This is a genomic window from Pyxidicoccus xibeiensis (assembly GCF_024198175.1).
Taxonomy (GTDB): domain Bacteria; phylum Myxococcota; class Myxococcia; order Myxococcales; family Myxococcaceae; genus Myxococcus; species Myxococcus xibeiensis.
This window is the reverse complement of record NZ_JAJVKV010000001.1, coordinates 1,879,088-1,893,509: the sequence shown is the minus strand read 5'-3', so window position 1 is coordinate 1,893,509 and position 14,422 is coordinate 1,879,088. Positions and strand designations below refer to the sequence as shown.

The 14,422-nt window shown below is 70.2% G+C and carries 13 protein-coding genes; 12 read left to right on the top strand and 1 reads right to left on the bottom strand.

Going from position 1 to position 14,422, the window contains the following annotated elements:
* Window positions 1-76 precede the first annotated feature (76 nt).
* The 11 genes from fdhD to LXT23_RS07550 all read left to right on the top strand — a co-directional run bounded on the left by fdhD (window position 77) and on the right by LXT23_RS07550 (window position 11,392).
* Window positions 77-1,492, top strand: coding sequence for a formate dehydrogenase accessory sulfurtransferase FdhD (gene fdhD / locus LXT23_RS07600; RefSeq protein WP_253979391.1), 1,416 nt, complete (start codon window positions 77-79; stop codon window positions 1,490-1,492).
* Between the two features lie 312 nt (window positions 1,493-1,804).
* Window positions 1,805-3,283, top strand: coding sequence for an exopolysaccharide biosynthesis polyisoprenyl-phosphate hexose-1-phosphate transferase EpsZ (gene epsZ, locus LXT23_RS07595; RefSeq protein ID WP_253979551.1), 1,479 nt, complete (start codon window positions 1,805-1,807; stop codon window positions 3,281-3,283).
* A gap of 110 nt (window positions 3,284-3,393) precedes the next feature.
* Window positions 3,394-4,944 (top strand): exopolysaccharide biosynthesis flippase, encoded by a 1,551-nt coding sequence (gene wzx / locus LXT23_RS07590; RefSeq protein WP_253979390.1) that lies wholly within the window; start codon window positions 3,394-3,396, stop codon window positions 4,942-4,944.
* Between the two features lie 19 nt (window positions 4,945-4,963).
* Window positions 4,964-5,602, top strand: coding sequence for an exopolysaccharide export protein EpsY (gene epsY / locus LXT23_RS07585; RefSeq protein ID WP_253979389.1), 639 nt, complete (start codon window positions 4,964-4,966; stop codon window positions 5,600-5,602).
* A 3-nt stretch (window positions 5,603-5,605) separates the two neighbouring features.
* On the top strand, window positions 5,606-6,850 hold the full coding sequence (gene epsX, locus LXT23_RS07580) for an exopolysaccharide export protein EpsX (protein WP_253979388.1): 1,245 nt from the start codon (window positions 5,606-5,608) through the stop codon (window positions 6,848-6,850).
* 12 nt (window positions 6,851-6,862) lie between these two features.
* Window positions 6,863-7,039: a hypothetical protein gene (locus LXT23_RS07575; protein ID WP_253979387.1), complete on the top strand. Its 177-nt coding sequence runs from the start codon at window positions 6,863-6,865 to the stop codon at window positions 7,037-7,039.
* Between the two features lie 32 nt (window positions 7,040-7,071).
* Complete coding sequence (gene epsW / locus LXT23_RS07570; RefSeq protein ID WP_253979386.1) at window positions 7,072-7,476, top strand: exopolysaccharide biosynthesis response regulator EpsW; 405 nt, start codon at window positions 7,072-7,074, stop codon at window positions 7,474-7,476.
* Window positions 7,477-7,478: 2 nt separating this feature from the next.
* A complete protein-coding gene (gene epsV, locus LXT23_RS07565; protein ID WP_253979550.1) occupies window positions 7,479-8,990 on the top strand; it encodes a PCP family exopolysaccharide biosynthesis protein EpsV in 1,512 nt (503 codons plus the stop codon).
* 22 nt (window positions 8,991-9,012) lie between these two features.
* Window positions 9,013-10,236 (top strand): exopolysaccharide biosynthesis GT2 family glycosyltransferase EpsU, encoded by a 1,224-nt coding sequence (gene epsU / locus LXT23_RS07560; RefSeq protein ID WP_253979385.1) that lies wholly within the window; start codon window positions 9,013-9,015, stop codon window positions 10,234-10,236.
* A gap of 150 nt (window positions 10,237-10,386) precedes the next feature.
* Window positions 10,387-10,974 (top strand): carboxypeptidase-like regulatory domain-containing protein, encoded by a 588-nt coding sequence (locus tag LXT23_RS07555; protein ID WP_253979384.1) that lies wholly within the window; start codon window positions 10,387-10,389, stop codon window positions 10,972-10,974.
* A gap of 7 nt (window positions 10,975-10,981) precedes the next feature.
* On the top strand, window positions 10,982-11,392 hold the full coding sequence (locus LXT23_RS07550; RefSeq protein WP_253979383.1) for a carboxypeptidase-like regulatory domain-containing protein: 411 nt from the start codon (window positions 10,982-10,984) through the stop codon (window positions 11,390-11,392).
* A gap of 55 nt (window positions 11,393-11,447) precedes the next feature.
* On the opposite strand, the gene epsH is transcribed toward LXT23_RS07550, so the two are convergent.
* On the bottom strand, window positions 11,448-12,755 hold the full coding sequence (epsH, locus tag LXT23_RS07545; RefSeq protein WP_253979382.1) for an exopolysaccharide biosynthesis glycosyltransferase EpsH: 1,308 nt from the start codon (window positions 12,753-12,755) through the stop codon (window positions 11,448-11,450).
* 53 nt (window positions 12,756-12,808) lie between these two features.
* On the opposite strand from epsH, the gene wzy reads away from it, so the two are divergent.
* Window positions 12,809-14,416, top strand: coding sequence for an exopolysaccharide repeat unit polymerase (gene wzy, locus LXT23_RS07540; protein ID WP_253979381.1), 1,608 nt, complete (start codon window positions 12,809-12,811; stop codon window positions 14,414-14,416).
* The last annotated feature ends 6 nt before the right edge of the window (window positions 14,417-14,422 follow it).

Genomic DNA, 14,422 nt, shown 5'->3' with positions numbered 1-14,422 from the left:
CCGCTGTCAGCATCGTCGGCTGGTCCGGCTCCGGGAAGACACCGCGCCTCACGACGCGCTCCCTGGAGCGTGCCGCATGAGCGCCGTGCCCGCTGTCAGCATCGTCGGCTGGTCCGGCTCCGGGAAGACGACGCTCCTCACGAAGCTCGTCCCCGAGCTCGCCGCGCGCGGCGTGCGCGTGGCCGTGGTGAAGCACTCCTCCGACGCGCACCCCCTGCACCGTCCGGGCAGCGACACCGAGCGCTTCCATGAGGCCGGGGCCCGCCTCACCGGCTTCGCCGTCCCCTCCGGCGTGCAGCTCACCATGCCCGGCGCCGCCCTGGACACGCAGCTCGCCCGCCTCGCCGGCACCGTGGACCTGGTGCTGGTGGAGGGCTGGAAGAACGGCCCGCTGCCCAAGCTGGAGGTATGGCGCGAGGGCCTGGGCCCGCCGCTCGCCTCCTCCCATCCCGAAGTCCTCGCCGTGCTCTGCGCCTCCCCCACGCTGCCGGCGGACTTCACGCGCGACATTCGCATCATCGACAGCTCGGACGTGCGCGCGGCGGCGGACCTCCTGCTCACCTTCGTGAAGCCCGGCAGGCGCGCCCCCCTGCCCCCGGCCGACGCGCGCGGCGTGGCGCGGCGCCCCGTGCAGCGGTGGGACGGCGCACGGCTGCTGCCCACGGAGGAGGACGACCTCGCCGTGGAGGAGCCGCTGGAGATTCGCGTCAGCGGCGACGCCGTGGCCACCACCATGCGCACGCCCGGACATGACCGCGAGCTGACCGCGGGCTTCCTCCTCGCCGAGGGCCTCATCCACGGCGTGGAGGACCTGGGCGGGCTGGCGCACTGCGGCCGGCCCGGTGAGGAAGGCTGGGGCAACGTCATCGAAGTCACCCCCGCGCCCGGCGCCATGCTGGACGTGGAGCGCCTGCGCGCCACCCGCCGCGGCACCCTCACCACCTCCGCGTGTGGCGTGTGTGGCCGCCGCAGCGTGGAGGACCTGCTCGCCGCCTGCCCGCCCCTGCCGCCCGGGCCCGTGCTGTCCCCGGACGCCGTGGCCCGCGCCACCGAGCGCCTGTGGGACGCGCAGCGCAACTTCGCCCGCACCGGCGGAGTCCACGCCGCCGTCGCGCTCGATGCGGACGGCCAAGTGCTCGCCTCATTCGAGGACGTGGGCCGCCACAACGCCGTGGACAAGGTGGTGGGCGCGCTCGTCCTCGCCGGCACCGTGCACGGCCCCCGAGTCAGCCGCACCCCACTGACGCGTCAGCCGGTGCTGCTCGGCGTCAGCGGACGCGTCAGCTTCGAAATCATCCAGAAGGCCGCCATGGCCGGCATCCCTGTAGTGGCTGGAGTTTCTGCAGCCAGCTCGCTCGCCGTGGACCTGGCTTTGCGTTCTGGAATGACGCTGGCTGCGTTCTCCAGAAACGGCCACTTCAACGTCTATTCAGGCCAGGAGCGCCTCGCGCGTCCCCAACCTCCTGGAACTTCATGCCCCCCGCTTTCATGACACCCCGCGTCCCAGCGCGACGCGCAATCCAACGTCAGACCGGCACCGTAGATGCACGCTGCAGGCGCGGCGCAAGGCCGAACCCGGCAAGGAGAAGTGACGCGTAGACGATTCGTGGGGCGGAATCGACCCGGAACTGGGTTGAAGGCGATCCCAAGAATTCACCTCGTGTCACGTCTTACTTGCGGAGCGGCGGTTGCAACGCGACGCACCATCAGCAAAAATGTAGTTCCTTCCGACTTGAAGATTTTTAGCCTCAACGGCATCCTCTGAACCGAACTGAGCGAAAGCATGCATTCGGCACAGAGGGGGGTGGAGACGATGAGCAGCGCAAGTGCAAGTGCGGCGGTCGGGGCTCCTGGGAATGCGTCCCCTCAGAGCGACAGCGTGGAAGAGGTCCAGGGGCCGAAGCTGGCGCCGGGGTTCGCGGCGAAGCTGAACCTGACGGTGGACCTGATCCTGATGACGGCGGTGCTGGGGACGGCCTCGTGGCTGGACGGCCAGCTGACCCCGGAGTCCGGCTGGGTCGTCCCCAGCCTCGTCCTCACGTCGCTGATGACGTGGATCATCACGGGCACGGCCCTGTGCCTCTATGACTCGCGCTTCGTCGAGCGCAGCAAGCTGGACCACGTGGCGCTCGTGTCGGTGGCGACGCTGGCGGTGGTGACGGTGCTGGCGCTGGTGAGCCTGGCGCTGCCAGAGCGGGTGACGGTGACGGGCGTGGCGCCGCTGCTCATCATCTTCTGGCCCGTGGCGCTGCTGTTGCGCCTGTTCGTCTTCCGTCCGGTGGCCGCGCAGGAGCGCCCCATGGACTCGGTGCTGATTGTCGGCACGGGCGCCATGGGCCGCTACACGGGCGAGGACCTGGTGCGCCGCGGGCGCCGCCAGGTGCTGGGCTACGTGCGCTTCCACGACGACACGGGCTCCATCGGCGAGCTGCCGGCGCGAATCATGGGCTCGGTGGAGGACCTGGAGCACATCCTGCGCAACACGGCGGTGGACGAGGTCTACATCGCGGGCAACACGCTGAAGCAGGGCGAGTCCATGCAGGGGGCCATCAAGCTGGCCGAGCGCTTCGGCGTGCCCTTCGCGCTGCCGGCGCACAGCTTCCGCCTGGACCGCGCGCGGCCCATCGAGCGGCGCGCGGTGTCCGACGGCTTCCTGCACTTCGCGGCGGTGAGCCCCAAGCCGCACCAGATGGCGATGAAGCGCCTGTTCGACATCTGCGTGTCCGCGGTGGCGCTGTGGATGCTGCTGCCCCTGCTCGCCTTCGTGGCGCTGGCGGTGAAGCTCACCTCCAAGGGCCCCATCTTCTTCAAGCAGCTGCGCGTGGGGCAGAACGGCAAGTCGTTCTACATGCTGAAGTTCCGCTCCATGGTGGTGAACGCCGAGGAGCTGAAGGCGAAGCTGGCCGCGCAGAACGAGATGTCCGGCCCGGTCTTCAAGATGAAGAACGACCCGCGCATCACCGGCATCGGCCGGTTCATCCGCAAGTTCTCCATCGACGAGCTGCCCCAGTTCATCAACGTGCTGCGCGGGGAGATGAGCATCGTCGGCCCGCGTCCGCCGGTGCCCAGCGAGGTGGCCAAGTACGAGACGTGGCAGCGCCGCCGGCTGTCCGTGCGGCCGGGCCTCACCTGCATCTGGCAGGTGTCCGGGCGCAACCAGATTTCGTTCGAGGAGTGGATGTACCTCGACATGCAGTACATCGACCACTGGAGCCTCACGAGCGACCTGACGCTCCTGTTGCAGACGGTGCCCGTGGTCCTCACGGGGCGCGGGGCCAGCTAGGCTTCCAGGCAACCTGACTTCCCGCGGGGGCGGCATTGACGTGCCGCCCCCGCTCGTCTTCTATGCACCCGGGCATGACCGGCCGGGGCCGGGGGGCGCCCGCTTCCACCGTGAACAGTCCCAGCCAATCCATTCCGCAGGACGCCCAGCAGCCCGAGGGTGCGCACGAGGCCATGGGCGCGGTCCGCAATGGGCTGCAGCTCGGCGGCTCGCTGCTCGTGACGTACGCCATCGCCATGGGCGTGCGGTTCCTCCTGCCGGCCTACCTCGGTCCGGAGAACCTGGGCCGCTTCAACTGGGGCGACAGCTTCTCCGCGGTGTTCTTCCTCGCCACGCAGCTGGGCCTGGAGATGTACATCCGCAAGGAAGTGGCTCGCCGGCCCGCCCACGCCAGCGACTTCTTCGGCACCACGCTGCTCTTGCGGCTGGGCCTCACGGTGGTGCTGATTGGCGTGCTGGCGCTCGTCATGGCCGGCCAGGGCGACCCGCCGGAGGTGCGGTACCTCGTCTACGTCTTCGCGGTGGCGCAGTCGCTCACCATCATCAACGCCTCCATGGCCGCGCTGCTGCACGCCAAGGGCAAGGTGGCGGGGCTGTCGGTCTCCAACGTCGTCACCAAGCTGGTGTGGGGCGGCGGGCTGCTCGCCGTGTGCCTGGCGCGCCTGCCGCTGCCGTGGCTGGCGGTGCCGCTGGTGGCGTCCGAGGCGGTGAAGCTCGCGGTGGGCTGGCGCCTGGCGCACCAGCACATCGGCCTCACCTTCCGCGTGGACGTGCCGGCGACCATGAAGGTCCTGAAGGCGAGCCTGCCCTTCTTCATCACCGGCGTGGCGCTGGGGGCCAACGGGCGCCTGGACGTGATGATTCTGGGCTTCACGGCCACCCATGAGGAGGTGGGCTTCTACGGCGCCGCGTGGAACATCGCGGGCCTGACCTTCTTCCTCAACCCCGTCTTCGGCTGGGTGCTGATGCCGCTGGCGTCCCGCGCGGCCGCGCGCTCCGAGGAGGAGCTCACCCGGCTCACCCGCCGCGCGCTGGAGGGCACGCTGGTCATCACGGTGCCGCTGATGATGCTCATCGTCCTGGGCGCGCCGCTGTGGGTGGGGCTGATGGGCGGGGAGTTCGCCCCGTCCGCCACGCCGCTGCGGCTGATGTCGCCGCTGTTCGTGCTGGCCTTCATCACCATGACGTCCGGCATGTGGCTGACCATGACCAACCGCGAGTGGTGGGTGACCATCACCAGCGTCGTCGGCAGCCTGGTGCTGATTCCCATCTTCAACCTGACGCTGATTCCGCTGCTGCACTCGGCCCTGGGGCCCGGCGGCGGCGCGGCGGGCACGGCGCTGTCCATCCTGCTGATGGAGGTCGCCGTCACCATCAGCCTGTTCGCCCGCATGGGCCGCGCCGCGTTCGACGCGCGCCTGCTCTCCATGGTGGGCAAGACGGCCGCGGTGTGCCTGGCCATCGCCGCGCTGGACCAGACCGTCCTTGCCCCGCTCGGCCCGTGGGTGCGGCTGGGAATCGAGGCGGCGCTGTACGTGGTTGGCGTGCTGGCCACCGGCGCGGTGCGCCCGGGTGAGGTGCTCCAGGTGGTGCGCCTGGCCCGCCGCCGCGGCAACCCCGAGCCCGAGGCCACGCCCGTCGCCGTGGCCCCCACCCCCTGAGATGAGACCCTTGCCGCTCATGCCGTCCCCGCTCCGTCATCGACAGCCCTCCTCGAGCCTCCCGCTCCGCGCGCTCGCCTGCGCCGCGCTGCTGCTGCTGGTCTCCGGCTGCCGCGGGCTGGGCAAGTACGTCTGGGTGGACGAGTACCAGGAGAAGCCGCCCCCGCCCGACGCCAGCTACCGCATCGCCGCGGGCGACCTGCTCAACATCCGCGTGTGGAACCAGGAGGCGCTCACCACGCAGGCCCGCGTGCGGGACGACGGGCGCATCAGCCTGCTCTTCCTGGACGACGTGGAGGCGGCCGGGCACTCGCCGGCCATCCTGTCCCAGCAAATCCAGACGCGGCTGAAGGACTACATCAACCACCCCGTCGTCACGGTGGCGCTGGAGCAGGCGAAGCCCATCAAGGTGACGATGGTGGGGGAAATCAACCGCGTGGGCCCGCTGGAAATCGAGCCCAACTCCACGCTGCTCCAGGTGCTCGCGGGAGCGGGCGGCTTCACGGAGTACGCCCACAAGGACCGCGTCTTCGTCATGCGTCAGGACGAGGGCGCCGCGCCGGTGCGCATCCGCTTCCGCTACGACGACCTCATCCACGCCGAGGGGCGCGCGCCGGCCTTCCGCCTGCGCTCCGGCGACGTGGTGGTGGTGGAGTAGTCCGTGCTGGGGGCCGCCCTCACCGCCGTGCTGCTGGAGGTGTCCTCCGCCGCCGTGACGTACGGCGTGGCGGCGCGCGTCGACTCGCGCGTGCGCTCCAACGAGGACCCCGCCGAGGACGCACCTTCCGTGGCTGGCGACACCGACGTCACCCCCACGCTGGGCCTGGAGGTGCGCGACGGCAACACGTCGCTGCAGGTGGAGTACGCCCCGCGCATCAGCCTGCGCGAAGTCACGGTGCAGCCGCGCACCGAAGTCCAGCACATGGCCCGGCTCGCGGGGAACTGGCGCCCCGAGCGCGGCCTGTCCTTCCGCCTGGGCGAGGAGCTGGTGCTGGGCAGCGTGGACCTGTTCACCACGGACGTGCTGCCCCTGCCGGACCCGGGCGGCGACGAGCCGGACGGCCCGCTGCGGCCTCCCGACGGCGGCGGCCCCCTGCAGCCGCTGCCGACGGAGGACACCGTCTACTTCCTGTCCTCCGCGACGACGCTCAACGTGGACACCGGCTGGCTGGGGCGGCGCTGGCAGCTGTCCGGCTCCACCGGCTTCTCCATCAGCGGCGGCCTGGACGGCCCGGCCCGCGAGGCGGTGCCCATGCAGTACGGGCCCCGCTTCGACGTGTCGCTGAGCCACGCGCTGTCGTCCCTGAGCGCCATCACCACGTCCGTGGCCGTGGCCCACTCGCGCTTCTCCACCGGCGCCAACAACACGGTGCTGACGCTGACGGAGGCCTGGGGCCAGCGGGTGGACCGGCGCACCTCGCTGGAGGCCGGGGTGGGCGTCAGCCTGGTGCGCGCCCTGGAGGCGCCCCCCGAGGAGCCCGTGGAGGGAGAGGCCGCCCCCGAGCCCCGCACGGAGCTCTTGCCCAACCTCACCTTCGCGGTGGGGCACCGGATTCCCTCGCGCACGGCGGACTTCAACGGGCGGGTGGGGGTGCGCGTCACCCCTTTCGTGGACCGGCTGACGGCACGGGTGTACCCGAGGGCGGATTTGACGCTGTCGGGCACCTGGGCGCTGGGGCCCCGCGTGCGGGTGTCCACCACGGCCGGCACCGCCTTCGCGGTGGGCGGGGCCAGCGGAGACCGGATTGTGTCCGGAGGCGTGACGGCTTCGTGGATTCTCACACGCTGGATGTCGGTGGACGCCGATACCCGGAGTACCTGGAGCCGCTCGCCCGAGCTCCCGACAGCCCGGCTGACCTGGGCCGCGTCGCTGGGGCTGTCCGTGCGCCAAACTGGTATCCTCTGAGGGGCTGGAGCCATGGCCAAGCTCATCCTGATGTCCGTCCTCATCCTCACCGTCGCCCTGCCCGCGAAGGCGGCGAGGGATCCGCACCCCGTGCGGGGGTTCAAGAAGGCCATCCTCTGGTTCTTCCTCTTCAACGCGGCATACACGTACGGCGTCCTCGTTTGGGTGCCGAGGCTCGGGTTCGGCTGAGCACAAGGTTCGAGAAGAAAGGCTGACGAAGGATGGAGCCCCAACTGCAGACCGTGTTCCTGGTGGAGGACGCCCCCTTCTTCCGGAAGATGCTGGGTGACTACCTGCGCGACATGGGTTTCGAACAGGTCATCGAGCTGCCCAGCGGGCGCGCGGCGCTCAAGCACATGGAGGGCGCCAGCGCTCCGGACCTCGTGTGTCTGGACCTGACGCTGCCGGACATCTCCGGCTATGACCTGTGCGAGCACATCCGCCGCTCGCAGACGATGAAGGACGTGCCGGTGCTGGTGGTGAGCGCGCGGGACTTGCCCGAGGACAAGGCACACGCCGAGGAGGCCGGCGCCAACGGCTACCTGGGCAAGCCCTTCACGCAGGAGGAGTTCACCCGCCGCGTGCAGCAGGTGATGAAGGACTACGGGCCGAGGAGGAAGTCGTGACGATGCCCGCGCCCGGCACTCCCGGGCCGCGCCCCCAGCCGGTGCCTCCCCCCCAGCCGCTGTTCGTCCCGGAGCGCGCGGAGACGAACGCGCCCGCGGACCTCATCGACTGGGGTCTGCTCATCGACGCCGTCTTCTTCGTGAAGAACGCGGTGGTGCGCCACTGGTTCCTCGCGTTGCTGGTGATGGGGACGGTGTCCGCCCTGGCGGTGGGCGTGAGCAAGATCATGCCGCGCAAGTACCGCGTGGAGACGCGGATGCTGACGCAGCGCAACTTCATCATCTCCTCGCTGGCCAACCCGGGGCGCTCCATCCCCGTGGACGCGGACCAGCCCACGCGCGCCGCGTGGGAGATGGTGATGAAGTACGACAACCTGAAGACCATCGTCGAGCAGGCCAAGCTCGTGGAGTACTGGGAGCTGGGCCGCTCGCCGATGAGCAAGCTGAAGCAGAAGCTGACGGGCAAGCCGCCGGCCCCCATGTCCGACGAGGACAAGCGCGACGCGCTCACCGCCATGCTGGAGCAGGCGATGATTGTCGGCGTGGAGGGCGGCACCGGCACGGTGTCCATCGGCGTGGAGTGGAGCGATCCGCAGCTGGCGCTGAACATCGTGCAGGCGGCGCAGCAGAACTTCCTCGACATGCGGCAGGCGGCGGAGATGGGCGCGGTGTCCGAGGCCATCACGATTCTGGAGAAGCAGGTGGTGGACGAGGGCGAGGGCATCAGGAAGGCCATCGCCGAGCTGGACGCGACGGTGAAGCGCATCGAGCTGCGCAAGCGCAAGGAAGAGGAGAAGGCGGGGCGCAAGGGCACGCCCACGGCGGCCGGGGGGATGATCAACACCGACCACCTGCTGGCGCAGATGCGCTTCATGATTCAGACGAAGCGCCGGGCCATTGGCGACGTGGAGGACTTCCGCGCGCGCCGGCTGACGGAGCTGCGCAACCAGCTGTCCGAGCAGCGCGTCATCTACTCGCCGCAGCACCCGGTGATTACCGACCTGGAGCAGCGCATCGTCGCGCTCCAGGAGGACTCGCCGCAGCTGGTGGCGCTGCGCTCGGAGCTGAACGAGCACATCAACGAGTACATGCGCAACGGCGGCAACCCGGGGGAGCTGGAGTCCGGCATCAGCACGGCGGGGCTGCCCACTGCCACGCTGGGCGGGCAGGCCACGTCGGACAACCCGGAGGTGTCGGTGGCGGCGGACCGGGTGCGCATGCTGGTGATGCGGCACCAGGAGAAGATGCGGCGGCTGGACCAGGCGCGCACGGAGCTGGAGATTTCGCGCGCTTCGATGAAGCACCGCTTCAGCGTGCTGTCGCCGCCCACCTTCCCGGAGAAGCCGTCCAAGCCGAAGGTGCAGCTCATCGTCGCGGCGGGAGTGATTGGCGGCATCGGCCTGGGCATCTTCGCGGCCGTGGCGCTGGACATCATCCGCCGGCGGATTCTGGAGAAGTGGCAGGTCGAGCGTTTGCTGAAGCTGCCGGTCCTCGCGCAGCTGGAGCGGCGCTGACGCGCCCTCGGGGGAGACAGTCGTGACGGTGTGGACCTGGGTGGATGTGGCGCTGTGCGTGGGGCTGCTGCCGGTGGTGGTGGCCTGCGGCTACCTGCTGCTCCTGACGTTGCTGTCGTGGCGGCGGACGGCACCGGTGCCTCCGGCGCCCGTGCGCAGGTTCGACGTGGTGATTCCCTCGCACAACGAGGAGCTGGGCATTGCCCGGACGGTGGCGAACCTGTCCGCGGTGGACTACCCGGCGGCGATGCGGCGCATCCTCGTGGTGGCGGACAACTGCTCGGACGCGACGGCGCAGAAGGCGCGCGAGGCGGGCGCCACGGTGCTGGAGCGCCACGACACCGAGAAGCGCGGCAAGGGGTACGCGCTGGCGTACGCCTTCGAGTTCAGCCAGAAGGACGGCTTCGCGGACGCGGTGGTGGTGGTGGACGCGGACACGGTGGTGACGCCCAACCTGCTGCACGCGTACGCGGCCCGGCTGGAGAAGGGCGCGCAGGCGGTGCAGGCGCACTACGGGGTGATGAACCCGAAGGCCTCCTGGCGCACGCGGCTGATGACGATTGCGCTGGGCATGTTCCACAAGGTGCGCTCGCTGGGGCGCGAGGCGCTGGGCGTGTCCTGCGGCCTGCGTGGCAACGGCATGTGCTTCACGCACGCGGTGCTGCGCGAGGTGCCGCACGACGCCTTCAGCGTGGTGGAGGACCTGGAGTACGGCATCCGCCTGGGCCGCAAGGGCCACCGCGTGCACTACGCGTGGGAGGCGGAGGTGCTCGGGGAGATGGTCTCCGCGGAGAAGCAGAGCCGCTCGCAGCGCCAGCGCTGGGAGGGGGGCCGCGCGCAGATGCGCAAGCTGCACGGGTGGCCGCTCTTGAAGGACGCGCTGAGCCAGCGCAGCGGGCTGCTGCTGGACTTGTCCATGGACGTGCTGGTGCCGCCGCTGGCCCAGCTGGTGCTGGCCACGGTGGCCGGCGCGGTGGCGGCGGCGGTGGTGGCGTGGCTGTCCGGGGGCACGGCGGTGCTGGCCTCGAGCCTGGCGGGCTTCGGCCTGGCGTCGCTGGGCGCGTACGTGCTGCGCGGGTGGTGGGTGTCCGGCGTGGGGCCTCGGGGCCTGTTGGACCTGGCCTGGGCGCCCGTCTACGTGGTGTGGAAGGTGTGGCTGATGCTGCGCGGCCCCGGCGCGGAGAAGCGCGGCGAGTGGGTGCGCACCACGCGCGAGGCGGAGGGCGGCGCGGACGCCCAGCGGTGACGGCGCGAGCTCCGAGGCCTGGAGAACGTCCGCGAGGCCGGTGACGTACCGGCCGTGATGAAACCATGATGAAGCGCTGAGCCCTCCATGCAGCATGTGGAGGGCCGTCTTCGGATGATGGCCACCTCCCGACGCACGGAGGTGGCACTGATGAAGCCTGTCGCTCGTGGCGTGCTGTGCGGTGTCCTGATGCTGCTGGCCGCTCCCACCGGGGCGCAGCCGGAGGCCGACACCGGTTCGAGCGTCCTCACCGGGACGGTCATCGACAGCGAGAGCCGGCTGCCCGTCCCCGAGGTCATGGTGGTGGCGACCTCGTCGGCGCTCCCGGAGGGACGGGGGGTGGTGACGGATGGGAGGGGGAACTATCGCCACTCGCGGCTGCCGCCGGGCCTCTACACGCTGCGGTTCGTGCGGGAGGAGTACGTGCCCCGCGTCCGGGCGGACCTCCGCTTGCGCGAGCGGCGCACGCTGCGTGTCACGGCGGAGCTGCTGCGTGGGGAGGGCCAGGCAATGGCCCGCGGGCCCATCACCGATGTAGGGGCCGCGAGCCCGAGCGTCAACGTGGACGCGGAGTTCCTCCGGCGCATCGCCATGGCCCGGCCCACTCGCGCGGACGATGAGCGGTGTCATGGCGGGTCCATCAGCGGTGTGGCCTCGGCCCCGGACGCGCCCACGGAGGAAGGCGGGGCTCCCCCCGGCCGCGACGCGGGCCGTGAGGAATTCATGATGAAGCGCTGAGTCCCGCATGAAGTTCGTGGGGCCGGCGTTCTGGATGATGGACCCCTCCTGCGTCACCGGAGGGCTCCCCATGCAGTTCACCGTCTTCCCGTACCTGCTATGCGTCCTGGTGGTGTTGCTGGCCTTCCCGGTGCTGGCGCGGCCGGAAGTGGCTGCGCGCCCCGGTACGCTCATCGGCACCATCATCGACGTCCGGGCCCAGCAACCCGCGGCGGGCGTGGTGGTGATTGCCACGTCCCCGACCCTCTCCGGCGAGCGGTCCGCGCGGACGGATGAGCAGGGCCACTACCGACTCCAGCGCCTGCCTCCGGGAACGTACACGCTGCGCTTCGAGCACCCGGACTACGAGGCCTGCGCGCGCGAGGAAATCCAGCTCCGCGCCGCGCGCACCGTCCGCCTGGAGGTGGAGCTGCTCTAGCAATGGCTGCCGCAGGCGCTCGCGGACCGGAAGAGAGGCCCCGGAGCGCCCGAAGTCAGTCCGCCAGCGGCATGCCCCAGTCGGGCTGGCCGCGCTCGCCCTGCAGCCAGCGGTACACCTCCAGCACCTGCTCCGCCTTCGCCTTCCAGGTGAAGTACTTGAAGACGCGCTCCCGGGCGCGCTCACCCATGGGGCGGATGACGGACGGGTCCGCCGCCAGCTTCGCCAGCACCTCGCGCACCCGCAGCACGATTTCTTCCGGCGTCCCCATCTGAATCGCGAAGCCCGTCGCCGGGCTCACGATTTCCCCCGGCCCGCCGTAGTCCATGACGATGGGCACCAGCCCCAGCGCCATCGCCTCGCACACCACCGCGCCGCCGAACTCGCGCACGCTGGGGAAGCCGAACACGTGGTTCTTCGCCAGCCGGCCCTGCAGCTCCTGGTGCTTCACCCACCCGGCGAACGTCACCCCGGCCTCAATCCCCTCCCGCGCCGCCTGCGCCTTGAGGTTGGGCATCTCCTGCCCGTCGCCGATGTACTCCAGCACCACCTTGCCCTCGCGGATGAGCGGCGCCGCCGCCTCCATCAGCATGGCCATGCCCTTGTACGGCACGAAGCGCCCCACGAAGGCCACTCGCAGCGGCAGCTCCACCGGGCCCTCCGACTTCGCCGAGCCGAAGCGCTTCGGGTCGATGGCGTTCTCCGGGATGTACACCGTCTTCGGCTGCCACCGCTCCGCCACCTGCCCCCGCGTCGCCCGCGAGCCCGTCAGGATGGCCGACGCGCTCTCCCGCGTGGACGTGTAGAAGGGCATCAGCTTGTACGCCTCGCGGATGTAGCTGAGCCACTCCTTCTCCCGCCGCCGCGCGCCGCCGAAGCCCTTGGGCCACGGCAGGCCGCCATTCAGCGGCCCCATCATGAAGGGCACCCCCGCCGCCTTGCAGCGCGCCGCCAGCGTGCTGGGTGTCGTCGGGCTGATGGGCGTGTAGCGGTGCACCAGGTCGAACTCGCGCGCCTTGATGCGCGCACCGAAGCGCTGCCAGAGCACCTCCTCGAAGTAGTAGTACGGCAGCGCGCTCAGCGCCGTGGCCGTCGTCCAGCCAACACCCGCGCTGCCGCGCAGCAGCGAGCCCACCTTGTCGAGCGGCTTCTCCACCGGCGTGGAGTCCAGCGCGGTGAACTGCGAGCCCTCCTGCACGCCCTGCTTGAGGATGTTCTCCCGGTTGCGCACGTGGGTGACCAGGTGCACGTCCGCCACCTCGGCCAGCGCCCGGTAGAGCGACCAGCCTTCCAGCGGGACGCTCACCCAGTCGGGGTTGCACAGCTCGGCAATCAGGAGGACACGAGGGCGGGAAGCAGGCATACGTGCCGCTCCATCTATCCCAACCTGACCTCCAGATGTAGCCTCCCCCCGCCGTGACGTACACGCCACCCCGGCCACCCTACCTGCGCTTTGCCGCGCTGCTCGGCTTCCTGGTGCTGGCCACCTTGGGGGGAGCCCTTCTGCACCCGGTGGTCGCCGTGGCCCCGGTGCTGGCCTTCACCGTGGTGTGGGTCGTCCTGAAGGTCCCCCTCCGCTACCCCGTCCTGGCGCTGACGTACCTGGTGCTGGCCGTGGACTACGTCGCCGAGCGGCCCCAGTCCGGCCTCTGGCCCTCTCCCCTGTTCCCCCTGGGAGAGCTGATGTTCGGCCAGCTCAGTCAAATCACCAAGATTGGGGCGCTGCGCTTCCCCCTGGTGGACGTGCTCATCATGAGCCTGCTGGGGCTGGGCATGTACCGGCGGGTGGTGAAGTCCACCATCGACCCGCCGACGCCGCCCATGCCCCGGCCGCTCGTCTTCGTGACGGCCCTGTCCCTCGTCGCCATCCTGTGGATGGAGGTGCGAGGCATTGCCCGGGGCGGGGACTTCAAGAACTCGCTGTGGCAGTGGCACCAGGGCGCGATGCTGCCGTTCATCGTGGCCATGTACCACTACGCGTTCCGGGGGCCCCAGGACTGGCCCGCGCTCGCGAAGACCATCGTCGCCGCCGGCATCACCAAGGCGCTCATCGGCTCCTACTTCGCCCTCGTCATCGTCCCGGCCCTGGGCGTGTTCGTCGAGTACACGACGTCCCACTCGGACTCGATGACGTTCATCTTCTGCATGCTGGTGGCCATGGTCCGCTTCATCGAGAAGCCCAAGGCCGCCCATGTGATTCGGGGCCTCGGCATCATGGCCATCATCCTCATGGGGATGGTGTTCAATGACAGGCGGCTGGCCTACGTCAGCCTCGGGGGCTGCCTGCTGGCCGTCTTCCTCATCAGCCCGTGGACGCCGCTCAAGCGCTTCGTGGTGCGCCTGGTGCCCTTCATGGCGCCCATCATCGCCGTCTACATCGCGATTGGCTGGAACCGGCCCACGGGCCCCTTCGCGCCGGTGGAGACCATCAAGTCGCTGATTGAGGGCCAGGGCGGCGAGGGCAACCTGGACTACCGGGACATCGAGAACCTGGACATGATTGCCACCTGGGCCCAGTTCCCCATCCTGGGCACGGGCTACGGGCACGAGTTCCTGGAGCCGATTCCGCTGCCGGACATCGCCTTCGTCTTTCCCACCTACCGCTTCCACCCGCACAACTCGCTGCTGGGGCTGTTCGCGTTCGGTGGGCTCATCGGCTACACGGGCGTGTGGATGTACCTGGCGGCCACCGTGTTCTTCGCGGTGCGCGCGTACCACCGCTCGAACGTCTCCGAGCACCGCGCCGCCGCGCTCATCATCGTCGGCATGGTGGCCACGTACATCAACCAGGTGTTCGGGGACATGGGCATCATCTCGTACCTCTGCACCTTCACCATGGCGGCGTCCGTGGCCATGGCGGGCAAGCTGGCCGTGTACACGGGCGCGTGGCCCGTGCCGAACAGCACGCTGATGAACCTGTCTCCGTCCGCGCCCGTGCCGCCGCCCGGCGCCATCTCCTATCCCAACGCGGACGGCGCAACAGCGCCGCTCCCCGCGCGGCAGGGCAACAACGCCACCGGCTGAGCACGC

Bases quoted from the DNA above. Each gene is read 5' to 3' on its own strand.
- fdhD (WP_253979391.1), top strand. From the start codon at position 77: ATGAGCGCCGTGCCCGCTGTCAGCATCGTCGGCTGGTCCGGCTCCGGG.
- epsY (WP_253979389.1), top strand. From the start codon at position 4,964: ATGCCGTCCCCGCTCCGTCATCGACAGCCCTCCTCGAGCCTCCCGCTC.
- LXT23_RS07575 (WP_253979387.1), top strand. From the start codon at position 6,863: ATGGCCAAGCTCATCCTGATGTCCGTCCTCATCCTCACCGTCGCCCTG.
- epsW (WP_253979386.1), top strand. From the start codon at position 7,072: ATGGAGCCCCAACTGCAGACCGTGTTCCTGGTGGAGGACGCCCCCTTC.
- epsV (WP_253979550.1), top strand. From the start codon at position 7,479: ATGCCCGCGCCCGGCACTCCCGGGCCGCGCCCCCAGCCGGTGCCTCCC.
- LXT23_RS07555 (WP_253979384.1), top strand. From the start codon at position 10,387: ATGAAGCCTGTCGCTCGTGGCGTGCTGTGCGGTGTCCTGATGCTGCTG.
- LXT23_RS07550 (WP_253979383.1), top strand. From the start codon at position 10,982: ATGAAGTTCGTGGGGCCGGCGTTCTGGATGATGGACCCCTCCTGCGTC.
- epsH (WP_253979382.1), bottom strand. From the start codon at position 12,755: ATGCCTGCTTCCCGCCCTCGTGTCCTCCTGATTGCCGAGCTGTGCAAC.